Source organism: Bacillus sp. FJAT-47783 (assembly GCF_022808615.1).
In the GTDB taxonomy this organism is placed as follows: domain Bacteria; phylum Bacillota; class Bacilli; order Bacillales; family Aeribacillaceae; genus Bacillus_BZ.
The window spans coordinates 1-21,056 of sequence record NZ_JAKZKS010000024.1 but is presented as its reverse complement, the minus strand read 5'-3'; the positions used below and the strand labels follow the sequence as shown (position 1 = coordinate 21,056).

General features: G+C 37.1%; 20 protein-coding genes, 2 pseudogenes and 1 CRISPR repeat array. Of the genes and pseudogenes, 13 read left to right on the top strand and 9 right to left on the bottom strand.

The features are described 5' to 3' along the window. Positions 1 to 84: 84 nt before the first annotated feature. Entirely contained in the window at positions 85 to 1,617 is a 1,533-nt protein-coding gene (locus tag MLD65_RS14775) for a flotillin family protein (protein WP_243292625.1), read from the bottom strand. 195 nt (positions 1,618 to 1,812) lie between these two features. Here MLD65_RS14775 and MLD65_RS14770 point away from each other — a divergent pair. The 9 genes and pseudogenes from MLD65_RS14770 to MLD65_RS14735 all read left to right on the top strand — a co-directional run. Then, positions 1,813 to 2,207, top strand: a pseudogene (locus MLD65_RS14770) (GyrI-like domain-containing protein); the annotation flags it as partial. Positions 2,208 to 2,229: 22 nt separating this feature from the next. Continuing rightward, positions 2,230 to 2,694 (top strand): phage tail protein, encoded by a 465-nt coding sequence (locus MLD65_RS14765; RefSeq protein ID WP_243292624.1) that lies wholly within the window; start codon positions 2,230 to 2,232, stop codon positions 2,692 to 2,694. Positions 2,695 to 3,174: 480 nt separating this feature from the next. After that, positions 3,175 to 3,792: a hypothetical protein gene (locus tag MLD65_RS14760; protein WP_243292623.1), complete on the top strand. Its 618-nt coding sequence runs from the start codon at positions 3,175 to 3,177 to the stop codon at positions 3,790 to 3,792. A 47-nt stretch (positions 3,793 to 3,839) separates the two neighbouring features. Beyond that, a pseudogene (locus MLD65_RS14755) lies at positions 3,840 to 4,139 on the top strand (IS1595 family transposase); the annotation flags it as partial. Between the two features lie 64 nt (positions 4,140 to 4,203). Next, positions 4,204 to 4,515 carry a transposase gene (locus MLD65_RS18480; RefSeq protein WP_481748538.1) on the top strand — a complete coding sequence of 104 codons (312 nt, stop codon included), beginning with the start codon at positions 4,204 to 4,206 and terminating at the stop codon, positions 4,513 to 4,515. A gap of 38 nt (positions 4,516 to 4,553) precedes the next feature. After that, entirely contained in the window at positions 4,554 to 5,432 is an 879-nt protein-coding gene (locus tag MLD65_RS14750; protein ID WP_481748537.1) for an IS3 family transposase, read from the top strand. Between the two features lie 303 nt (positions 5,433 to 5,735). Further along, positions 5,736 to 6,200, top strand: a complete 465-nt coding sequence (locus MLD65_RS14745) for a hypothetical protein (protein ID WP_243292621.1) — start codon at positions 5,736 to 5,738, stop codon at positions 6,198 to 6,200. 194 nt (positions 6,201 to 6,394) lie between these two features. Then, a complete protein-coding gene (locus MLD65_RS14740) occupies positions 6,395 to 8,599 on the top strand; it encodes an AAA family ATPase (protein WP_243292620.1) in 2,205 nt (734 codons plus the stop codon). Beyond that, complete coding sequence (locus MLD65_RS14735) at positions 8,599 to 9,819, top strand: McrC family protein (RefSeq protein ID WP_243292619.1); 1,221 nt, start codon at positions 8,599 to 8,601, stop codon at positions 9,817 to 9,819. The genes MLD65_RS14740 and MLD65_RS14735 overlap by 1 nt, the downstream gene beginning before the upstream one ends. A 49-nt stretch (positions 9,820 to 9,868) precedes the next feature. Here MLD65_RS14735 and MLD65_RS14730 read toward each other — a convergent pair whose 3' ends face one another. The 6 genes from MLD65_RS14730 to kynU form a co-directional block, all read right to left on the bottom strand. Beyond that, entirely contained in the window at positions 9,869 to 10,024 is a 156-nt protein-coding gene (locus tag MLD65_RS14730; RefSeq protein WP_243292618.1) for a hypothetical protein, read from the bottom strand. A gap of 266 nt (positions 10,025 to 10,290) precedes the next feature. Continuing rightward, the gene (locus MLD65_RS14725) at positions 10,291 to 11,001 is read right to left on the bottom strand and encodes a Dph6-related ATP pyrophosphatase (protein ID WP_243292617.1); all 711 of its coding nucleotides are present in this window, start codon (positions 10,999 to 11,001) and stop codon (positions 10,291 to 10,293) included. A gap of 115 nt (positions 11,002 to 11,116) precedes the next feature. After that, on the bottom strand, positions 11,117 to 12,457 hold the full coding sequence (locus MLD65_RS14720; protein ID WP_243292616.1) for a sodium-dependent transporter: 1,341 nt from the start codon (positions 12,455 to 12,457) through the stop codon (positions 11,117 to 11,119). Positions 12,458 to 12,656: 199 nt separating this feature from the next. Next, the gene (gene kynA, locus MLD65_RS14715) at positions 12,657 to 13,499 is read right to left on the bottom strand and encodes a tryptophan 2,3-dioxygenase (RefSeq protein ID WP_243292615.1); all 843 of its coding nucleotides are present in this window, start codon (positions 13,497 to 13,499) and stop codon (positions 12,657 to 12,659) included. Between the two features lie 26 nt (positions 13,500 to 13,525). Continuing rightward, a complete protein-coding gene (kynB, locus tag MLD65_RS14710) occupies positions 13,526 to 14,158 on the bottom strand; it encodes an arylformamidase (protein WP_243292614.1) in 633 nt (210 codons plus the stop codon). A gap of 2 nt (positions 14,159 to 14,160) precedes the next feature. Continuing rightward, positions 14,161 to 15,432, bottom strand: coding sequence for a kynureninase (kynU, locus tag MLD65_RS14705; protein WP_243292613.1), 1,272 nt, complete (start codon positions 15,430 to 15,432; stop codon positions 14,161 to 14,163). A gap of 116 nt (positions 15,433 to 15,548) precedes the next feature. Between kynU and MLD65_RS14700 the strand changes: the two genes are divergently transcribed. Beyond that, complete coding sequence (locus tag MLD65_RS14700; RefSeq protein ID WP_243292612.1) at positions 15,549 to 16,154, top strand: TetR/AcrR family transcriptional regulator; 606 nt, start codon at positions 15,549 to 15,551, stop codon at positions 16,152 to 16,154. Here the strand turns inward: MLD65_RS14700 and MLD65_RS14695 are convergent. After that, positions 16,148 to 16,546: a C40 family peptidase gene (locus MLD65_RS14695; protein WP_243292611.1), complete on the bottom strand. Its 399-nt coding sequence runs from the start codon at positions 16,544 to 16,546 to the stop codon at positions 16,148 to 16,150. The two genes, MLD65_RS14700 and MLD65_RS14695, sit on opposite strands and share 7 nt — an antisense overlap. A 115-nt stretch (positions 16,547 to 16,661) precedes the next feature. Between MLD65_RS14695 and MLD65_RS14690 the strand changes: the two genes are divergently transcribed. Together MLD65_RS14690 and MLD65_RS18165 are read left to right on the top strand one after the other, a co-directional pair. Beyond that, the gene (locus tag MLD65_RS14690) at positions 16,662 to 18,551 is read left to right on the top strand and encodes an ABC-F family ATP-binding cassette domain-containing protein (RefSeq protein WP_243292610.1); all 1,890 of its coding nucleotides are present in this window, start codon (positions 16,662 to 16,664) and stop codon (positions 18,549 to 18,551) included. Between the two features lie 767 nt (positions 18,552 to 19,318). Continuing rightward, positions 19,319 to 19,453, top strand: coding sequence for a hypothetical protein (locus MLD65_RS18165; RefSeq protein WP_279326101.1), 135 nt, complete (start codon positions 19,319 to 19,321; stop codon positions 19,451 to 19,453). A gap of 91 nt (positions 19,454 to 19,544) precedes the next feature. Here MLD65_RS18165 and MLD65_RS14685 read toward each other — a convergent pair whose 3' ends face one another. Beyond that, a complete protein-coding gene (locus MLD65_RS14685) occupies positions 19,545 to 19,757 on the bottom strand; it encodes a zinc ribbon domain-containing protein (RefSeq protein ID WP_243292609.1) in 213 nt (70 codons plus the stop codon). Between the two features lie 117 nt (positions 19,758 to 19,874). On the opposite strand from MLD65_RS14685, the gene MLD65_RS14680 reads away from it, so the two are divergent. Beyond that, a complete protein-coding gene (locus tag MLD65_RS14680; RefSeq protein ID WP_243292608.1) occupies positions 19,875 to 20,111 on the top strand; it encodes a hypothetical protein in 237 nt (78 codons plus the stop codon). Between the two features lie 525 nt (positions 20,112 to 20,636). Next, positions 20,637 to 20,929: direct repeats of the CRISPR family, unit length 27 nt; unit sequence GTTTTTATCTTAACTATGAGGGATTGA. Positions 20,930 to 21,056 lie beyond the last annotated feature (127 nt).

Genomic DNA, 21,056 nt, shown 5'->3' with positions numbered 1-21,056 from the left:
ACACTAATAGCTGAAAATCCCGTCAGAAATCATTAATGTTTCTGACGGGATTTTTCTATTTGAGAAAATTTCGACTATTTTTTATTAATGGTCGTCCTTTGTTTCTTCCTGTAATTCCTCTTTCGCTTGATTATCTACCTTCTCTTCGCTTGTACTTGCTACTTCAGTACGAACGACTGTGTGTGTATTTCCTCGATTAGCTAAATCATTTAATAGCTTAGATAAATCAACACCTGTTAACTCTTTAAGAGGCTCCTGCAATTGAAGCATTGTATTCGTTACACTTTTTCCATAAGAGGTTACGCCTTCACCATTTCCTGTATCAATAATTTTAACAGATTCAATATTCGATAACGGTTTTGCGACTTTTTCAGCATATTCAGGCAACATGTCAATTAGTTTTTCAAGGATGACAACTTCACCATGTTTGGCAATCGCTTCAGCCAATTTCCGTTTCGCTTCCGCCTCGGCTTCACCGCGTTTTTGAATGACTTCCGCTTCTGCTAAACCTTGCTTCCGTTTAATTTCCGCTTGGGCAGCACCGTCAATTTCCGCTTTACGTGCTTCTGCTTCAGCGCGCTTTGTTGTTTCGTAATATTCCGCATCCGCTTTTGCTTTTCGAATTTCACTTTCTTGTTCTTCTAGTTTCACAGCATGCTCGCGTTCAAGCTTTTTAATTCGAAGCTCTTCTTCTTTCTTTTGAGCCATGAGCTTCAATTGCTCTTCTTGTACTTGCTTTTCTAATATGGATTTTTCTAGTTCATATGCTTGCTCGGATTTTGCGCGTGCACGTTCAGTCTCTTCTTTGATCGCGGCGTCTTTTAAATCTTTTTCTTTTTGGGACTGTGCAATTTCGATTTGACGCTTATATTCCTCTTCTTTTGCTTCTTGATCTGCTTTTGCTCGGTGAATGCGTGTTTCTTTGTCGCTATCTGCTTCTGCAATCTCTGCTTTTTTGCGGACTTGGGCAATACGTGGGCGCCCTAAATTCTCTAAATAGCCATTTTCAGGGTCAGCATCTCGTAAATCAGTAAGTCCTAAAGAAGTAATTTTAAAGCCCATTTCATCTAACTGTTGTTGGGCAATTTCTGTTACTTGCGCATTAAAGGCTTCACGGTCTTCATTAATTTCTTCAACCGTCATTTTCGATAAAATTGCGCGAAGGTTTGCACTTAACACTTCGCCAATTTCTGATTCGATTTCTGCCTGCTTTTTCCCTAAAAACTGTTCGGCATAAATGGCAATCCCTTTTAACGTATCGGCTACTTTTACCATCGCTACAGCATCTGCTACAATCGGAACACCACCGCTCGTATACACTTTCGGTGTCGTTAATTTTAATTGAAATGATGTTAAATCAATCGGGGTTGCGGTTTGATGCATGCGCAATAAATGTCCGCCGCCACGAATGATTTTTATCGCTCTACCTTCAGTGTCTGTAAAAATATTCGTCTCTTTGTTCGGATCGCCTAACTTCGGACCAGCAATAATAAGTGCTTGGTTGGATTTCGCCGTTTTATAACGTGTTTTCATAATGAACCACCAAACGACTGCGCCAATGACTACTAAAATAAAGAGTGGAATAAGAAAAAACAAAAACCCTAATGCTCCTAACATACATGTTCCTCCAATCAAACTTTAAATCTCTTTATATTGCCTCACCCAATGGGTGTGAACAATCATTCATCAGAACTTGTTGTCTCAATTTTCTTACAATACATTTACGAATAATAGGTTGAAAAAGTTTCATAAATTATGTTGGAGGGAGAAGCAGGGTTAAAATGATATTAGTAGAATATGAAATGATAATATATATCGATTTCTAAATCAGACTTTTGGCAGGGCTTCAGCCAAGATGAAAGGCTTGACGCTTTAAAAGCTATTGCCGCAAATGACTACGTTTTTGCCGTGAACGAAGCGGTGAATAACAAAATGGTGCATTATGCTGGCGTTATGACAGAGGCATCGGTACCAGAACTAGGAGAATCAAAGATTATCTATATTCCTAATGGGGAATACCTAGTTGTGAAAGGGGAAGGAAAGACGGCTGATGAATTGAATATAAACTTGCTGGCATTGCCTTTGGTCAAGTCTTGCCAGAAGTAAAGAATTTTGCCTATGTTGGTGGGCCAAATGCAACGGTTGTGATGGGGCAGCGAAACAGTTTAGTTTTTGGTGAAATGTGGCTTCCTGTTGTTAGGAAATAAAGAGATAATTGGAGGAATGAAAATGTCCTATATTGTTGATTTTAAAAATGTGTCTATGGTTGGTTTAGAGTCTTCACCTGTAGTAGAAGCGCTTGCTGGTTTACGTGCGAATGAAGCGCGTTACTTTATGAACAAATACAAGCATGAATTTACGGTTGTACCTGCTAACGAAAGCCAGGAGACACTTGATTATGTGAACCGAATTTTGAAAGAAGAGCGTGATATTGAGTTTGCGGCCAAACCTTTAGAAACTTCGCGTTTTCAAGTGGAAAATATCAAATTTTCCTACGTCTTTTATAAGGACGGTCTTGTGGTCAACGTCATGTATACGGTTGATGACCCAAAGAAGCGGGCCGTTGGTTTTAAGCTTTCTGAGGGGATGGAGGTACCAAAGGAGTTAGAAGGGAAGTTTAAGTTTGCTAGGCAAAAGTCTAAACTAGCTGGAACAATTCGTGGCTCGTTTTTTATGATTAAAAGAGAATATTAGAGTAGCAAAACCCGCACCCGAGTGGAGGAATCCAACCATTAATTGTACTTGATCATTTCTTTTTCTTCATTGATATTAGCGAAAGCTATTTTTCCTATTAAGGTATAAAATAGCTTTCACTAGCTTGAAAACCCAATGGATGCGGCTATTTTCCTTGGGACCTTCTACTTTACTAATAGGGTGTTAGGGGAGATAAGGAGAGCGATTTATTATGTGTTTACCAAGGGTTATGAGGTAATTAAGTAAATTCAGGACTAAGTACTTAGCCCATATTTTAATTATTCCTTTAAAGGGCGTTTTCCTTTATTTAACAAGGAAAAGTTCCTTAATTCAATTAAAAATCGAATTCATACGTATTCTGTAAGGATAAAAGGGTTATGAAGGTTATCACTTAAACTAAAGGACAATTTTCTGGAATTATGAATTTAAATAATTGAGTGTATAATCAGGATTAAAAAGACTTGAAAGAGGTAAACCAAGATGGAAGTAGAAATTGGATATTTTCCAAAATATTATTATAGTTCCGAGCCTGATGCTGGTGGTCATTTCCCGTTTGCCATAGAGGGAAATCCATTATATGTATTTTCAGTGGACGGTATTTATCTGCCTGAATGTAATGATAATTTTTTACCTTTATGGATGGAAAGTATTAAAGCATTTCCTATATATTTCTGTGTCGAAATTCCTTCATATTGGAAAGAGGGATATGAGGAGTTATGTCGGAAATGGAATATTAATTATAAATACTTGTCTAATAATCCTAAATTGTCCGTAACGGTTACTGTAATTCAGAATGTAATCCAATTTCGTGAGATTATCCCTATTTTTATTTCTATTGGCAGTGGTAATGACTTAGTTATTTGGTCAACAAATAAAGATTTTTTTCGTGTGGAAGAACGTCAATGGAAAGGTAATTGGGAAGGAAAGATTAGCGAAGCCGTGGTGGTAAAAATCGATAAGAATATAAGCGTATTCTGGATAGGGTATGACGGACATAGTATTGTTGTACTTTCAAACAACCCGAATTTTTCTACTTATGAAACTATCTGTGAAACCTTCCCTGCTTTTGTTAAGCCGACAAAAAGCGAATACGAATAGACATATTTATTATTAAACTAACTGGCTGGATATTTAATAAGGTCAATTATCATGGTATCGTTGAAGTTGACGAGACCTATTTCCTATACTCTCAAAAAGGATAATGAGGCATTTCTGAACGAAAACCTCGAAAGCGTGGAGGAAAATCTAAACATAGAGGTATTAGTCACGAACAGGTATGTGTTCTTGTTGCCAGAGACCGTACAAAAGCAACTGTTTCAAAGGTTGCTTGTATGGGGCGTGTTGTCAAATCTAAAGTTGATAGTATGATTGGTTCAAAACTAACATTTGAAAATGTACTTGTAACAGATGCGTGGAGGGCTTATATGACGTCTCATAAGCCCCGGAATGAACTTGGACAATAAGAGTAATATCTTTTATACTACTTAATGTACCAAGGAGGCTGACATCATGACACGAACAAAACACTCAAAAGAATTTAAACTACAAGTAATCAAAGAGGCTTTGGAGACTGGAAATAAGTCTCTAGTAGCCCGACGATATAGTCTAAATCCAAACATGGTAAGTCGCTGGTGTAGTGAATATAAAAATGGTAAATACGGAGAGGTAAATATTGATGTTTTACCTGATTTTGATGCGAAAGAGTTGTCAAAAGAAAACGAAAAGCTAAAGACATTACTGGGTGAAAAAGACCTTGAAATCGCGATATTACGAGATCTTATAAAAAAGAAAAACCCTCACTTACTGAAAAACTTGAAGTAGCTGAGGCATGGATTCAAAAAGGCTACCCTGTATCAAAGGTGCTAAAAATCATCGGGATTCATCGTTCCACCTACTACTATCAGAAGAAGTACCGTGTGGAAGAGAAAAAAGTAAGTGAGGGACGTCCAGCACCAGGTTATTCCTTCAAAGAGGACGGTCAAAAAATTTCAGATGAGCAGATCAAGGAATTTTTGTTGGAGGAGATTGCCGGTGATGGCTATAACTATGGTTACCGCAAGCTCACCCAAGTGATTCGACGAAAATACAAGCTCAAAATTAACAAGAAAAAAGTATACCGATTATGCAAAGAATTAGGCATTTTACGTCCTCAACGCCAAAAGAAAGTTTCACATCCTAGAAAACTGGCACGAAATCGGATCATAACCAGCTCCAATCAATTGTGGGAGGCGGACATAAAATACGGATTTATTGAAGGGGAAGACCGCCATTTCTTTGTCATGTCTATCATTGATGTCTATGATCGTGGAATTGTCGACTATCATATTGGTCTAAGTTGTACGGGGAGTGATGTCAAACAAGCGATGCAGCGAGCGTTATTCAAGCGTCAACAATTCGACAAACTGGAAAAACCTGTGATTCGAACGGATAATGGGCCACAGTTTATTTCCCATACCTTCCAGAAGTTTTGTGAAAGTATCAAATTGGAGCACGAAAGAATTCCGCCTAAAACACCGAATTTAAATGCTCATATTGAATCATTCCACCGAATATTTGAGGATGACTGTTTATCAAGATGGCAATTTGAGACGTATGCAGAGGCCTATAAAGTCGTAACGGAGTTTATGGAATTTTATAACGAAAGACGCATGCATTCTAGTATTCTAGACTTATCACCTATGGAATTTTACGAAAAACACAAGAAGCAGAACGTTGAAATCAAAGAGATTCGGGTTTAACCCCCCTTCTATTTTTTCTTCCTTTTTGTCCCGAAAAGGTAAAAAGCTATTTCTGGAGTGGAATCAAGGGCGACGATAGTCGGGCGAAGCCTTTACCCTTGATGGAATGGAAGAAATGGCTAAACTATGAAAAAGGACAAAAGGAAAAGAAATTTAACGTATTTTTAAGAAAAAGCTAGATTAAGAGAAATATTGTCCAAAATACGGGGGTTAATCCGACGTATGCAATTTGAAATGAAGGATACTTATGATAGTTTGTGCATGTCAAAATTTAACTTATTGTAATTGAATAGGAGGTTGCTTATGTCTGAAATTACATTTTTAGCCTCATCCAAACCTTTTATAATACCTGATGAAATTGAAGACTATAACAATCGCACTGTCTTTGAACGAATGGAAGACTTTATTAGGTTATGGGTAAATGAAGTTGATACATTTGGATGGAGGAAATATGTAGCGGGACTCTTTACAATGCCATACATTTATGAAATTTCTGGTGCTGGTAATAAATTATTCTTATTATATCTTGAAAAATATATGGAAACAGGAGATGTATTGGAACTATTATACATTCCTAATCAACACGACTTTGACTATTACCAGAGAAGATTGATGGAAGCCCCCAAACCAATTTTTATTAACGTTGAAAGTTTAACTTATCAAAATAAATATGGAACTTATCAGTTAAACCCTAAAAAATGGGTAGAAGAGTTGAGTCATAAAAAATATTTAACAGAATTTGGAGTGACAACTATTGTTAAATATTAATAGTTGCACTTTAAAAGGAATTGGGAAACCTTACTCTTAATGGGTTTCCCTAAAATATTGTTAAAAATCAACATTAAAGTTTAACAGAGCCTAATAATAAAAAAGAAGTGATATTTCATTTTTACATAAACTTATAAAGTAGTACAAAAGAATAAAAATGTGAAAGTAAAAAATGAAGAATGGAAGGTGAAAAGATGTCATTAGAAACACTTATAGAAGCTGCAAAAAAGTATACACTAGATGAAGAATATATAAGAGATTCTGAAGAAAAACGTCAACAATTTATTAAACGGTTCCCTATCGAGTCATTACCAGAAATGACCATTGAAGAGTATGCTGATACGTCAACAAGAGATTCATTCATTTATTGGTTAGAGCATAAAGAAATTCTCGGTGGTATAGGTGGAGGAAACGCCTCAAAGTTCGGGATCTATCGGAGCGGTAGCGGAGAATATTGCATGGGTGCAGCTTCCAAAAAGAAAAGCATATTTGGGGAAGAGCTTCAAAGCGAATTTCATAAATTGCGAGATCAAATCGTCATGAATTTACGACTTGCGGCTGAAGGGAAAATAGAAGAAATTTCAATTGAGCAATTAATAGTGTGGCCGATGGTGATGTTAAAAATCTTAAACATTTACTATCCTGAACAGTTTTTCAATGTTTATGCCAGGAAAGTATTAGACCCATTAGGAAATGATTTAGAACTTCCAAGTGAACTGCTTAATCAACGGCCGAAGAATTATATTTTATTGCAACATTTAGAATATAAAAAACTGAGAGAGCTTGAACCATTTAAGGATTGGCATTATGTGAAGCTAAGTGAATTTATCTGGAACCGTTATGGCCTTGCCGGTCAAACAAGCCATTGGCTAGTTGAATATCAGTATGAAAATCGAAGCTATTTATCTTCTTTTTTAAAAAAGGGAATCATTTCATTACCGGTTGTTAATAGAGACCTATCCAGCAATATTGCAAGCAATGATTTAAATGATATTTTAGAAGAAGTGAAGGATGAAAAAGAGAAAGAAGCACTTGTATCCTTTTTAAAAATGGAAAAAGGTGATGTGGTCGGAATAAAAACAACCTATTCAGAACGTCAAGATGATGGCAGCTTAAAATACATATTACGAATTGATGCAATTGGCAAACTAAAAAGAAGGGCTGTCGATGGATATGAGTATGATGAAATTTTAGGTCATACTGTACCTGTTGAATGGGTAGATCAGGAGAAAAGGATCATTCCAGGATATGGGGGGTTTCGCAATCATATCCATGAAATCAAAAAGAAAAGTTATATTAAAGTAATATTTAATAAACTGAAGCCGGAAGTGGGAGCAGGGCAACCTGAACCAAAACTTATTTCAATAAATGACCATCAACGACCTTTAAATGTTATTTACTATGGACCACCAGGAACAGGAAAAACCTACAGTATAGCTAAACATGTCGTTGAAATCATTGAAAGTACCCAAGAAGAAATTGATGTGAAAAAGCATTACAAGGAATTGCAAAAACAGGGGCAAGTTCAGTTCGTTACGTTCCATCAAAGCTTTTCCTATGAAGACTTCATAGAAGGACTGAGGTCAGATGGTAAAGGCGGCTTCAAACCGAAAGACGGAGCATTGAAACGAATTGCAATCAATGCCATGTACCAAGGAATTAAACAAAAGATACATGCTGATCGCTACATAGACAAAAAGAAAGAAGTGTTAAAGGCTTTAACTGAAAAGGATGCCTTTGATTTCTCTAAGGCTCCTCGTTATGTCGTTGTCATTGATGAAATTAATCGAGCAAATATGTCAAAAGTATTCGGAGAATTAATTACTTTGCTTGAAGATGACAAACGGCTAACAACCGAAAATGAAATCAGGCTTCAATTGCCTTATTCCAAGGAAATCTTCTCTCTTCCGCCAAATCTCTATATTATCGGAACAATGAATACGGCGGATCGCTCTATCTCACTATTAGATACTGCTTTAAGACGTAGATTCGTATTTGAAGAAATGATGCCAAAACCATCCCTTCTGCAACCAATCGAAAACATTGATTTACCGAGCCTTTTAGATAAAATCAATAAGCGAATTGAAGTGTTGTATGATCGTGATCATACAATCGGACATGCATACTTTATGAATGCAGAAACTGAAGAAGATGTATATACCATTCTTTTAAATAAGATCGTACCTTTACTCCAAGAATATTTTTATGATGATTGGGAAAAAATTGGGCTTGTACTTGGAGGAATTGGCAACTCAGAAGAGGAAGCCTGCATCTTATACCGTGAAGAAATTAGTTTAAATGGTCTATTTAAAGATTCATCGGTGCTTACGGATCTCCCAATAAAATATCGATTGAAAAAAAACATTAAACTTCAAGATGTACAAAGGATTTATGAATAATGAAAACCATTACCATTCGTGAAGCTTACGATTGGCTACATCTTGGAGAACATATTAATCAAACAGAATGGGACGAAATTCTCCTTTATATACAAGGAAGATATATGTCTTTTGTTGAAATCGGGTATGGAAAAATTCGCTGGATTAATCTAGTCGGAGTGATTCAACTTTCTACAGTGAGAATTGAAATTTTGCCTAAACTATCAATCGATCAGACGAGCGAAGAAAACAATCGAGAAGCTCTCTTGAACATGTTAAATGTAACAAAAAATCTCCCTGTTTCACTCAATGAATCAACCTTAAGCGAGCTGGCAAAAGCAGATTTGCTGCACATCTTTGCACAAGTTTATATTCAACTCTTATTAAAAGAAGTTAGACGAGGAGTTTTTAAGGAGTATAAACTGAAGCAAGAAAACAGTTTAACACTTAAAGGTCGATTTCTATTGGATGAACATGTTAAGCGGAATGCCTTTCAACCGGTAAAGGCTTATTGTGAATTTGATGAGCTCCAAGAGGATGTGTTATTGAATCAAATTTTAAAAAGAGCATTAAAAGTGATGTTACCATACTTAACAAAAGGTTCATTAAAGACGGAAACACTTTATTTAATGGATACTTTTCAACATGTAACAGACGTACAGATTCAAAAAAATCAATTGGACAACGTAACATTCCATCGGCAAAATCGTCGCTTTGAGCAAGTATTTAACCTTGCGAAGATGATTTTATCGAATGATATGATGACGTCTAAATTCAGCAACCAAAAAAGCTTTTCCTTACTGTTTGAAATGAATCAGCTTTTTGAATATTATATCGAATCTGCATTCCGTTTTGTTGCACATGGAAGAGATATAGAAGTTCAAACACAGCATGATAAAAAGAGACTACTTATAAATGTCCATTCCGGTCAGGAAAACATTAAGCTGAAGCCCGACTTTGTGATTACAAGAAAGGGAGCTCAAATGATTGTCGACACAAAATGGAAAAGCATCATTCATAAAGGTCGACTCCAATACCAACAAAGCGACTTATATCAAATGTATGCCTATATAACCTCCTACGAAGCTTCGGACAAATGTGTGCTCCTTTATCCAAAAACAGAGGAGGCTCATTTCCCAAAATGGCAAGTGCCTAAGCAGGAGAAATATATTGAAATTTTTACAGTTAGATTAAGTAGTTTGAGAGAAACAATGGATGATTTAGTAATACTTTTAGAGTGAAGTACTTAAATACACTTTGTCAGATACATTAATGCTACTCTAGGATTGCCTACCAGTGTGAAAAAGTATTAGCCCCATTTTTTAATAGTGATGGACCAGCTTGCAATGATTGTGGACACCATTCTTGAATAAGATGGTGTCTTTTTAAAATAGATACAGATAACGGAATAAGAATTAAGGGTTTCGCACCTAACAAAGGTATCATGCTCGTCTCTCCATATAAAGTCGACTTAAGTGTGCTAATAAAAAATTCACAATCTTTAAGTGTCTCCGTTTTTGGTTGTCGTGTGAATCAATTTTCATGTGATATACGACCTTGGATGCCCCTTTTTGTAATCTTGGCCTTAATAATCATTATATTGTGTCTCCGTTTTTTAGTTGCAAATAGGCTGAAGAGCCCAACAACAGACATAACCTGCAAATTTAGGGACGAGATCCTGTATTCCTAGGTGGAAACTGTATTTTTGGTACTTATAATGTAACCATATCAGACATCTGATCTAACTCCAAAGGCAAAAAAGCATATTCCCCGTCCTTAATAATCTCTCGTTTACGAATTGGAATTGGATGTTTAAAAATCGGCCCATCTATGACTGTTGTATGGAATTCTCCACCTTCTCCGCATGGGTCAATACCTCGAGCTTCAAGCTCCTTTACGTATTCATGCGTTAACGTTCGCCCTAAATCGTCTTCTCGCATTCCTAATGATAAATTAACAGTTACAATTAACGTGACAAATCCTAGATTTATGAACTCTTCAACAGTTTCACGATGATTCATTTCCCATAAAGGCATCCCAAGCTTTAATCCAGCATTCTTCGTAACTTTTTCATGCCAACAGCCATGAGCAGGCATATCGAGGTCACCAGTTACTAACACTTCTGCTCCTTGATTTTTTGCTTTTTCTAGAAGTTGCATAAATACTTTTTCATAATCTGTCCAACTTGCAGCTGCAGTATATACGGGTAAACCTATAGATTTAGCTTGGGCACGTATAAGCTCCGGAGGCATTCCGTGGGATCTGGAACGTTTTCCTTCTTCTTCTAGCATAACAATCAATCCAACTGCTTCTCCAACCTTTGCTGCTTTATATAAAGCTAAGACACTATCCTTTCCTCCGCTAAAAGAAGTTATAAATTTGCGCCCGCGAGCACCATTTTTCCAATCCGTTAAATCGGCCATTCATATTCTCCCCTTTATGTTTTTTTAGGATTATTCTATCACGATTGAGATTAGAGCTGGAAGCATTATACATTATGCAAAAGAAAAAGGGCAGCATTTCGCTGGCCCTAAAAACCTAGTTCGTGATTAAATTGATAAAAACAATGACAATACTGATTGGCACAAGCCATTTCATCAGCCATCTCCACACTGCGTAAAAGGTTGGATTTAGATTACCTGCAAGTGAAAATTCTTGTTTTACAAGCTCCCTATCCATTTTGTGAACAATGAAAAGAGCGATTAAAATACTACCAATTGGAAGGAGTAGATTACTAACTAAATAGTCTGTTAAGTCAAAGACGGTTTTATCGAATAGCTGAAAGTTTGCAAGTGTACTAAAGGAAAGTGCAGCCGGTATTCCAGCGATAAACACGACAAGACCGGATGTCCAAGTAACTTTCGGACGCGATCGCTTCCCATCTGCTGTAAAAGCAGAAACGATAATTTCGAGTAAACTAAACGCACTTGTCAAGGTTGCAAATAAGAATAATAGTAAAAACAAGCTTAAAAACAATTCACCGAACGGCATTTGACTAAATACAGTTGGAAGTACAATAAATAAAAGTCCAGGTCCTTCAGCTGGTTCAAGCCCAAACGAGAAGACAGCTGGGAAAATGGCTAGACCAGCAAGTAGTGAAACGAAGATGTTCATAAATACGACCCAACCGGCAGATTTCGGGATGCTGACGTCTTTTTTCAAATAGGAGCTATATGTGACCATACATGAAAAACCGACAGCTAAAGCGAAAAAGGACTGGCCAAGTGCATAAAGAATCGCTTCACTTGTAATATTTTCAAAGCTTGGGGTTAAGAAGAAGCGAACACCTTCCATCGCCCCGTCTAATGTGAGTGAACGTACGACTAAAATGATAAAAAATAGAAATAAAAGCGGCATTAAGTATTTGTTTGCCCGTTCAATTCCGTTTTGAATCCCGAAAGATAACACGATAATATTAATTAGCAAAAAAAGGAATAATCCTAAAAATGTAATGGATGGACTAGACGTAATTGCTCCAAATAAATCTGGATAGCTAGCCCCGTTCTGAATAATCATACCGGGAATCGATAATCCAGTATAAATAAGAACCCAACCGCCGACAACGCTATAAAAGGATAAGAGTAAAAAGCATCCGAGGACCCCGAGTCGTCCTACCCATACCCAAAGTGTATTCGGCGCTAATTTTTGATAAGCGCTAATCGCTTCTTTTCCGGCACCTCGTCCGATTATAAACTCAGAAATGAGCATTGGCAGGCCGATTAATAAAGTGAAGGCAATGAAGATAAGAAAAAAGGCACCTCCACCACTCATACCCGTTACATAAGGGAACTTCCAAATGGCACCGAGACCAATGGCGGCACCTGCTGAGGAAAGAATAAATCCAATTCTAGAGGACCACTGATCGTTTCTCCCATCCAATCCTTTCAAACCCCTTTACTAAGTTTTTGTAATAAAGTGAAGACTTGTTAAAGTGTTAAAGTCTATACGGAAAAACCAACGACAATTCTATTTAACCAAGCTGTTCGGAAGTTTTTAAGAATCAACTTCAAAACAGCTTGTCTTATTGACATGTTGCTACCTTAAAGAAATCGTCTCCTACAACTAGTTACAAACTATATCACAATTTTGTGCGAATGTCCCATAATTCAGGGAAGAAACTATGATCAAGTACCTTCTTTAAATAGGTAACGCCTGAAGATCCACCTGTTCCCATTTTGTGTCCAATAATACGTTCAACCGTTTTCATATGACGGAAGCGCCATTGTTGAATCCAATCTTCGATATCGATTAGCTTTTCGGCAAGTTGATACAAGCTCCAATATTTCTCTACATCTTTATACACGCTAAGCCACGCTGATTCAATCGATGGGTGACCTTTATAAGGCTTCGTGTAATCTCGCTCGATGAACTCTTTTGGAATGTCAAAACCTGCTTTTGCCAGTTGTTTGATCGCAACATCGTAAATGCTTGGTGCTTCATATGCTTTTTGTAACTCTTTTAACAGCTTTGCGTCCTTTTCATAAATTTTAAGGACATGCTCGGATTTATACCCTAAAGCGAATTCAATCATGCGATATTGATACGATTGGAATCCTGATGCTTGACCGAGTTTATCACGGAACTCCATATATTCAGAAGGAGTAAGGGTTGACAGAACGTCCCAAGCTGAAATAATTTGCGACTGAATTTTGGATACACGGGCAAGCATTTTAAAGGCAGGATCCAAGTCATCTTTTTCAATTCGTTGAATCGCTTCACGTAATTCATGGAGAATTTGTTTCATCCATAGCTCGCTCACTTGATGAATGATAATAAATAACATTTCATCATGGTGGTCGGAAAGCCGATTTTGTCCGGATAAAATTTTGTCTAAACTTAAATATTCACCGTATGTCATTCGATTTTTAAAATCTGTTTGAATACCGCTCTCTTTTTCCATTTCTGAAAGATGCTTACTCATTATTGATCCTCCATTTCAATTTAAGTTTATTGGCTTTTATCATCTATTCGTCTTACAACAGCTCGAACGGGACTTCCATCTGCTCCTTGAATGGCAAGAGGAAGAGCAATGAATTCATAGCTTCCCGGTTCAATGTGGTGTAAAACGAGGTTTTCTACTATAACGATTCCATGCTTATGAAGGGCATGGTGTGTTTCCATGTCTTTACTATCCAATGGATCAACAGAAGGGATGTCAACACCGAGCAGCTTAATGCCTTGCTCTTGTAAAAACGGTGCGAGATCAGGCAGTAAGTGTGGTACTTTCTTTGGAAATGTGTTTGGAACTGGTTGTAACGTTGTTCTTAGCAATAACCGTTCTGCCCCATTAAAGGGCACATGTTTTAATTGATCCGGTCCAATGGCTTCAAAGTTTGAAACATCAATCATCATCGCTTTTCCAATAAATCCATTCACATCTAAATCAATAATTTTTTCCCCGTTGTCATCAAAATGAAACGGTGCATCAACATGTGTACCGGTATGCAAGCTTGTTGTGATTTTCCCGATATTGACAGAGCCGGTGTCCGCTTTTGAAAAAGCCACTTCATACGTAAACGGTGTGTCTCCAGGCCAGTGGGCCATTTGATTGTGTAGTACTTGTGAAATGTCGATCCACATAGCTAGGCCACCACATCTCGTTTATTTTCATATTTTTTATAGTGTTTATGCTTCATAATGTCTTTTAATGTTTGCACTGTTTGCCACACTTCTTCAAACGTGTTGTAAAGAGCTACAGGTGCAAGGCGTATTCCATTTGGTGCACGGAAATCTGGAATAATATTCGCATCCTTTAATGCTTTGCAAATACGCGCTGCTTCTTGATGTTCGAGGAAGATGTGACCACCGCGCTGTTTGTCATCAAGAGGATGGCCAATTGTAAATTCATATTCCTTCAACTCTTGTAAAACTAAATCTGTCATAAATTGTGTTAATTGAAGAGACTTTTTTCGAATGTTTTCAATTCCCGCCTCTTCAAATAGTTCAAGCGATCCAATTAATGGTGCAACACTTAAAAGGTGTGGTGTTCCAATTTGGAAGGCACCAGCATGATCCGCAGGTGTTAGCGTATGTTCCATATCGAATTGCTTATCTTTACTTGAACTAAACCAACCGGCAAGTCCTGGTTTTTTACCGAAATGCTTTTTATTGACGTAAAGAGCCGCGACACTACCCGGGCCGCCATTTAAATGCTTATACGTACACCAAAAGGCAAAGTCTACGTCCCATTCACTTAAATTGTGAGGAATCGAACCGATCGAATGACATAAATCAAAGCCGATTAAAATGTCACGTTTATGTGCTTCCTCTGTTAAACGTTTTATGTCTAATAGTTGCCCACTTCGGTATAGCACGCTTGGTAGGACAATGAGGGCGATATCATCTGTCATCGCTTCGATAATGTCTTCTTCATGAAGTGTTTGTCCATCTCGACTTTTCACGCGAACGAGATGCTCGGAATAGTCAAGGCCTTTCAGTTCAATTTGACTTTGCAGTGCATAAATATCGGAAGGGAAGTTTAGTTCATCCGCTAAAATTTTTGTCTTCTTCCCAATAGGCTTGTAGAAGGTGGAAACTAATTGATGTAAGTTCACAGTCGTGGAACCGCTTACAATAACTTCATCACGTTCAGCACCAACGAGTGGAGCCATCTTTTCCCCAAGCGATTCAGATAAGAAAAACCAAGGATGCTCTCCTTTCGTCCAACCGTCAATTCCATACGACTTCCAAGAATTTAAGACGGAGAGAAGAGATTGTTCTGCTCGTTTCGATAATAAGCCGAGCGAGTTTCCGTCTAAATAAATAGTGCCTTCTTGGATATAAAATTCATTTCTGAAGGCGGATAGCTCATCCTTTTGATCTAATTGAATGGCGTCCTCACGCGTCAAGCTCATTTTTTTCACCCCAACACAAATATTCTGGATTTTTCTAATAGTTTAACTATAAATATTGATTGACATTATGTCAATGATATAATGTCAGTAAATGAGAATAATAGGAGAAGATGTAGATGGATGCCGAACAGTTATCACCTCGTCAAAAGCAAGCAATAAAGACGAGACAAAAGTTATTAGATGCCGGTCTTAAAGTTTTTTTAGAGCAAGGCTTTCAAAAGACAACGATTTCACAAATTATTAAAGAAGCGAAAACGGGATACGGAACCGCTTACGTTTATTTTCAAAATAAAGATGAAATATTTATAGAATTAATGGAGCATGTCATGAAAACATTCTACGAGGTGGCTGATCTCCCATTTGAACCTTCGACAAAAGAAGAAGCTTTTCAAATGATTCAACGTCAAGTTCAGCTTTTTCTAGAGCTTGGGATCAAAGAACGTCAAATGATGAAAGTTATGAAGGAAGCGATTGGATGTTCAGCCGTCGTCGAACAAAAGTGGATCAAGATTCGCGATCGCTTTATCCAATCAATTACAAAGGATGTTCAACATGTTCAAGAAAAGGGATTAGCAAAACCGGCATTGAACCCAACCCTCGTTGCGAGAACATGGTTTTATGCAAACGAAATGTTCATGTGGGAGCTTGTGGAAAAGGAGAACTTTACAATTGATGAGATTGTTTATCATTTAACGAGCCTTTATACAGGAGGGCTCTATTGACGTATGACACGTTTTGCACCAATGTAAAGCTTTCGCCAATTTTCTGTAAAGGACGACACTTTTACTTTTTTCCCTTTCGGATACGTATGAATCATTTTGCCCTCACCTAAATAAATGGCTACATGTCCAATGCGGTCAATACCATGAAGGTTCTGCCGTTTTTTTGTTGTGAAAAAAAGAAGATCGCACAACGATATTTTATCAATGGGAACAAAAGTCCCTATTTGGAATTGTTGTCGTGAGTTTCGGGGTAAATAGACTCCGCATTGACCATATACATACTGGGTAAAGGAGCTGCAATCAAATGTATCCGTTTCGTATGGTTTTGCGTTAAACTGATACGGCGTTCCAAGGAATGAAGAAGCGGTAGAAAGAATACACCTTTTAAGCATACGTTTCACCTCATACCAAGATATACTATATATAATGAGTGTTTTTATTCAATTGCTTGGACAAACATCTGCTATACTAATAAATTAGAAACGACTAGAAAAGGTAGGAAGTTAGATGAGTATTTTATTAGTAGAAAACTTATATAAAACGTACGGTGAAAAAGTGTTATTTGATTATATCTCTTTTGCCATATCGGAAAAAGAACGGATCGGTCTCATCGGTGCAAATGGTACGGGGAAATCGACATTATTAAAAGTACTAGCGAATATCGAATCCGTTGAAGAGGGAACGAAAACACATTCCAACAACATGAGAATTGAATATTTAGCGCAAGAGCCTGAATTAGATCCAAGCTTAACGGTGATTGATACGATTTACTATGGAGACTCAGACGTCATGAAAACGATGCGTTCCTATGAAAAGGCGCTAGCTGAACTTGAACGTTATCCTGAGGATGTGAAAAAACAAGAAGCGCTTTTTCGCATCCAACAGCAAATGGACGCGTTAGGAGCATGGGAAGCGAATACAGTCGCCAAAACGATTTTAACTCGCTTAGGCATTACGAATTTTACTCAAACGGTTGAGCATTTATCAGGCGGACAAAAGAAAAGGGTTGCGATTGCGCGTTCATTAATCCAACCAGCGGATTTGCTCATATTAGATGAACCAACAAACCATTTAGACAATGAAGTGATTGAATGGTTAGAAGGATATTTAGCCCAATACAAAGGTTCGATCTTAATGGTCACGCATGATCGTTACTTTTTAAATCGGGTGACGAACCGAATTTTTGAGTTAGATAAAGGAAATCTGTATACGTATGACGGAAACTATGAAATGTTCTTAGAGAAAAAAGCGGAGCGAGAAACGGTAGCGGTACAAAATGAGCTGAAGCGCCAAAACATTTTACGTCGTGAGCTCGCATGGCTTCGCCGCGGGGCGAAAGCAAGAACGACAAAGCAAAAAGCACGCATTGATCGAATCGAAAAGCTTCAAGAAGATAAAAATGTTGTCACACAAGGTGAGCTCGACTTTGCGATTGGTTCAAAGCGTCTCGGTAAAAAAGTGATTGAAGTAGAAGGGATTTCAAAGGCGTATAACAGCCAAAAGCTTGTCGACCAATTCAGCTATTTACTGACACCGGGTGAGCGCCTTGGCATTATTGGACCAAATGGCACGGGGAAATCAACGTTATTAAATATGTTAGCAGGAAGAATTGAACCAGATGCTGGAGCGATCGATATTGGAGAAACGGTCTCGATTGGGTACTATACGCAAGGACATGAAGAAATGAACGAGAATTTGCGTGTCGTGGAGTATATAAAAGAAGTGGCAGAGGTTGTTAAAACAGTGGATGGAGAGATCATTACAGCTGAACAAATGCTTGAGCGATTTTTATTTCCTCGTTCCCATCAATGGACCTATATTCGCAAGCTTTCAGGTGGAGAGCGCAGACGACTTTATTTATTACGCGTGTTAATGGCCGAGCCAAATGTCCTTTTTCTAGATGAGCCGACAAATGACCTTGATACCGAAACATTAGGGGTACTAGAGGATTATTTAGACCAATTTCCAGGTGTCGTCGTCACCGTATCCCATGACCGTTACTTTTTAGATCGGGTTGTCGATCACTTGCTTGTATTTGAAGGAAACGGTATGATAAGCCGGTTCCAAGGAAGCTATTCGGACTATTTGGAAATGAAAAAGCAACAAGAGCAACTGAAAGAAAAACCTGTTCAAAAGGAACCACAAAAGAAAGAGCGTCGCAAAAAGCTATCATACAAAGAGCAGAAAGAATGGGAAGGTATCGAGGACCGCATCGAAGCATTGGAAAGTAAAAAAGAGCAACTAGATAAAGAAATTGCAGCAGCTGGAAGTGACTTCGAACGAATTCAATCGTTGTTTGAGGAACAAAAAGCGGTTGAAGAAGAACTAGAACAAGCGATGGAGCGTTGGACGGAGCTATCCCTCCTTATTGAAGAAATAGAAAAAGCAAATTCTTAAATTTCGACAATTATTTTCGGGGAAATATGATATTTTACGAGAAAATTTTTAAATATGTTTATACAATTGGTAAAACCCACAGAATCAAAATGATTTGTGGGTTTTACCATTCTTACAGTCAACGTTATGTGACAAAATGCATTTAAGCGAGTGTTCTAATAAGTTCTTCTACTAAAGGAATTACTCCACCTAAAAATTTTAAAATTGCTAATGCGATTGCCATAACTTTCAACCTCCTTTAGTTTTCAGAAAATTTCATCTCTATGTTGTTATTTTATTTTAAAATAGTAATATGATCAACCGTTTTTTGATCATTTTGGTATAGGTAAATCGTAATGTGTTAAGGTTTTTAGGAAAAGGTTATGATGAGACTACGATCTGTCAGGGTCGATTTATCTATATTGAAATAATATGAACGGTTTATTTTATTAAATGTGTTCTCGAACTTATAGGTCATTTGTCACCTGTTTTAGGAAATATATTTGATAATTGATCTCAATTGCTTATTTTATTAGGGGCTCTAATTTTTGATTGATCGTTTAAACTAGACTCATATAAACCGAGATGCTATTTTGCGGAGAGTATTGAATAGGTGATCAAAAAGGCTGTCAAAATGAACATCAAATCTATCAAGGTAATGACCTAGCGAATGGTTTCCTATCTGGATTTATTGATAGAATATGGAGAACTAAACAAAGGTTTGCGATTTACAGGCAGGAGAAGAATAACCGAATCATGTTTGGGGAAATTACCTTTGAGGTGATTCGATGGAAAAGAAAAAATATACAGTTGTCGGTACGGATATTGAGGAAGTAAAAAGGAAAAATGCACAGTCTGGTCTCTCCTATAAAGAAGTGTTTGAAAAACTTGCAAAAGACTATAACAAAAACACTCATCAATAATAACCGTGTTTGATGAAAACACAAACAGGTGAGCGATTACTATCTAGTGCTCACCTGTTCGTTTTTTTCGTACGTTCTGATGTTTTATCAATTACCCACCAAAGAAAAGATCTAATACGTTGGATCCTAAAGAAGCTTCTTTGTTATAAAACTCCGAATATCCGCAGTTTTTGCAATAAATGACTAAAAATTGATTGGTTTGAATATCAAACATTTTCGATAAGCCTGTTCCAGTAGTGGAAATCTCCTTTGAACCAGCCTCTGTACATCCACATTTTATACAACCTTTTTTTGTTTCACTCATTGTGAACGCCTCCCTTAATGGTATTACGTTTGGATCGTTTAAAAGTTTCATCTGTTCTTGATGTGTTGTAGTTGGCATTCGATGTGTTATCGTCTAACCTATTATGTAGGTGATGCTATGGAACTTTTAGATTGGGGTTACACAAGAAGATACAATATTAAAGCGTATTTCTCAAAGTTTCCAAATTCTCTCGTTATTTTTAGACAAATTACAGATTACTATTTTGTTTATCAAGTCAAATGGTCAGATTTAGATCCCGTTGTGAATCGAGAAGACTTAGAAGAGATGGAGTTGCTCATTAATCAAGTGCTTGGGATGGAAGAGGCATATTTGAAGCGGAAGAGTAAAGTGTAATTGGATATGATGTTTGTTTAATGGTTTGGACTTTGACGGTTTTTATTCATCCGATTGGTCTATAGCTAAATTGATGTATGGAAGTGTTAGTTTTAAATGATGTTGACATTATGATTTCATCTAATTCTTACTTTCCGGATGATGTAGGTGCGTTATTGGATGAGGCGAGGATCAACTGAAGAAATCTGGATTTAGTCAAGTTTTGACAATTGATTAAAGGGGGAGAAGGGGGTTGGATAGTTTTGTCTTTTTAATGTAATCTATGTATAACGTTAGTGTTGGATATACTTCCCTTAATATTCGTAATTGTTTGAAATCGACATTAAGCCACATTTTATAGTCGTCGACCTTCAGTAACGTTAAAACTCTGGGAGGTCGACGACATTTTCAAATTTAGATAAATATGAAGGGAATAAAAGAAATCAAGTGAAAACAGTACTTTTAAGAAAATTGATATTTTGTTTGAATAGAAAAAAGGAAATCTTAGGAGTATGAAGAACTTTTAAAATATAAGCAATTTTTTGGGTTTTTATCTTAACTATGAGGGATTGAAACATTCAAGAAAATCACTTGCTGCAGATTCCAATTTGTGTTTTTATCTTAACTATGAGGGATTGAAACAAGTCATGCTGTTTATCAATATTACGAGCGTCTTTTGTTTTTATCTTAACTATGAGGGATTGAAACCACGAATGGCAAAAACAACCGTATCTCGGTGGTATGAGTTTTTATCTTAACTATGAGGGATTGAAACCTTGTTTCTAACGGAGAAATGGTTTCGGTTGTGCGGCGTTTTTATCTTAACTATGAGGGATTGATGTAACCGAGCACATTAATTCAGAAACCAGTTTTCACAATAATCCAGAATTCATTCTGAAATAATGTACCATTTTTATCACTATATTTCGGTCTGTGCCCAAAGTTATTCAGATTTTTTCGGTATCT